This window comes from Staphylococcus sp. EG-SA-18 (genome assembly GCF_017151825.1).
Lineage (GTDB): Bacteria > Bacillota > Bacilli > Staphylococcales > Staphylococcaceae > Staphylococcus > Staphylococcus aureus.
The window spans coordinates 1-1,567 of the sequence record NZ_JACYVY010000057.1 but is presented as its reverse complement, the minus strand read 5'-3'; the positions used below and the strand labels follow the sequence as shown (position 1 = coordinate 1,567).

1 rRNA gene is annotated in these 1,567 nt (G+C 49.8%); it reads right to left on the bottom strand.

Annotated features, from left to right (window positions below):
- Positions 1–90 precede the first annotated feature (90 nt).
- Positions 91–1,567 (bottom strand): 16S ribosomal RNA (locus IDG66_RS11865); the annotation flags it as partial.

The window sequence follows — 1,567 nt, the reverse complement described above, 5'->3', positions numbered from 1 at the left end:
ATTTGAATGTTAAATAAACATTCAAAACTGAATACAATATGTCACGTTATTCCGCATCTTCTGAAGAAGATGTTCCGAATATATCCTTAGAAAGGAGGTGATCCAGCCGCACCTTCCGATACGGCTACCTTGTTACGACTTCACCCCAATCATTTGTCCCACCTTCGACGGCTAGCTCCTAAAAGGTTACTCCACCGGCTTCGGGTGTTACAAACTCTCGTGGTGTGACGGGCGGTGTGTACAAGACCCGGGAACGTATTCACCGTAGCATGCTGATCTACGATTACTAGCGATTCCAGCTTCATGTAGTCGAGTTGCAGACTACAATCCGAACTGAGAACAACTTTATGGGATTTGCTTGACCTCGCGGTTTCGCTGCCCTTTGTATTGTCCATTGTAGCACGTGTGTAGCCCAAATCATAAGGGGCATGATGATTTGACGTCATCCCCACCTTCCTCCGGTTTGTCACCGGCAGTCAACTTAGAGTGCCCAACTTAATGATGGCAACTAAGCTTAAGGGTTGCGCTCGTTGCGGGACTTAACCCAACATCTCACGACACGAGCTGACGACAACCATGCACCACCTGTCACTTTGTCCCCCGAAGGGGAAGGCTCTATCTCTAGAGTTGTCAAAGGATGTCAAGATTTGGTAAGGTTCTTCGCGTTGCTTCGAATTAAACCACATGCTCCACCGCTTGTGCGGGTCCCCGTCAATTCCTTTGAGTTTCAACCTTGCGGTCGTACTCCCCAGGCGGAGTGCTTAATGCGTTAGCTGCAGCACTAAGGGGCGGAAACCCCCTAACACTTAGCACTCATCGTTTACGGCGTGGACTACCAGGGTATCTAATCCTGTTTGATCCCCACGCTTTCGCACATCAGCGTCAGTTACAGACCAGAAAGTCGCCTTCGCCACTGGTGTTCCTCCATATCTCTGCGCATTTCACCGCTACACATGGAATTCCACTTTCCTCTTCTGCACTCAAGTTTTCCAGTTTCCAATGACCCTCCACGGTTGAGCCGTGGGCTTTCACATCAGACTTAAAAAACCGCCTACGCGCGCTTTACGCCCAATAATTCCGGATAACGCTTGCCACCTACGTATTACCGCGGCTGCTGGCACGTAGTTAGCCGTGGCTTTCTGATTAGGTACCGTCAAGATGTGCACAGTTACTTACACATATGTTCTTCCCTAATAACAGAGTTTTACGATCCGAAGACCTTCATCACTCACGCGGCGTTGCTCCGTCAGGCTTTCGCCCATTGCGGAAGATTCCCTACTGCTGCCTCCCGTAGGAGTCTGGACCGTGTCTCAGTTCCAGTGTGGCCGATCACCCTCTCAGGTCGGCTATGCATCGTTGCCTTGGTAAGCCGTTACCTTACCAACTAGCTAATGCAGCGCGGATCCATCTATAAGTGACAGCAAGACCGTCTTTCACTTTTGAACCATGCGGTTCAAAATATTATCCGGTATTAGCTCCGGTTTCCCGAAGTTATCCCAGTCTTATAGGTAGGTTATCCACGTGTTACTCACCCGTCCGCCGCTAACATCAGAGAAGCAAGCTTCTC